Source organism: Candidatus Hodgkinia cicadicola, from assembly GCF_002774925.1.
Genome location: NZ_NXGO01000098.1, coordinates 1 through 845, shown reverse-complemented (window position 1 = coordinate 845; position 845 = coordinate 1). Strand labels below are relative to the sequence as shown.

Sequence of the window (845 nt, the reverse complement as noted above, 5' to 3'; positions counted from 1 at the left end):
AAGAAAGATTCCCTTATTTAAAATAGGTTCATTAAGCATCACTGTTTCAAAGTTTCTGCCTTTGTTTTTTTCTTTGTTGGAAACAGTCGGCAAAGTCAGCCGTACAAAGTAATACTCAACAAAACTCATGTTTTTTCCTTTTACATATTGTAATGTAACATACCACTGCATATGAAAGTCAGAGTAAATTACATCAAAAAGGGAATTGTTTCTCCTCAATATGAAAAAACTAATCATGTAAAAAATAGTGTATCATAGATTACAAATTAAAATATATTAATATATAATAGGTATAAACATAATTAATGTGATATAGTTTATCAACATTATAGAGTGTAAAAAGTATTAATCTAACTAAACATGTGTAAGCTTGGGTTGAATTAAGTATTCAAAATAGGAACAGTGAAGTAATTGTATAACTAACTAATAAAACTGAGCCATTTAAAATATTCAAATATAAATAATAAAATGTCATTAGGCAGTGCATTAGGTTTTGATGTTTAATAAATTATAAAATAGAGTCTTGCAAAACTAGACAACAAATGTCCATAGTTAAGTAATATTGTTTTGTATGTTGTACTATTTAGTAAAACAGTTAGAGCATTAAGTAGAACTAAATAAATTGTATGAAAGTTAAGTAATAAGTAAATATATTGTAAATTAGATTCAATGGTAACTTTAGGCTTATGGTGTATCTAGGCCTATAACATGTAAAATTAAACTATAAGATTATTACAGAATTTTCATTAAACTTTATATATCCTAATGTTCTATTAAATGGTTTAATACATCTGATTATCAAAGCATTAACAACACTACCTTGTTTAATTTTAGATCTTGGGTAT

General features: G+C 25.1%; 1 protein-coding gene. It reads right to left on the bottom strand.

What is annotated here, in order from left to right:
- Positions 1–721 precede the first annotated feature (721 nt).
- Entirely contained in the window at positions 722–829 is a 108-nt protein-coding gene (locus tag MAGTDC_RS06060) for a hypothetical protein (RefSeq protein WP_414173072.1), read from the bottom strand.
- Positions 830–845 lie beyond the last annotated feature (16 nt).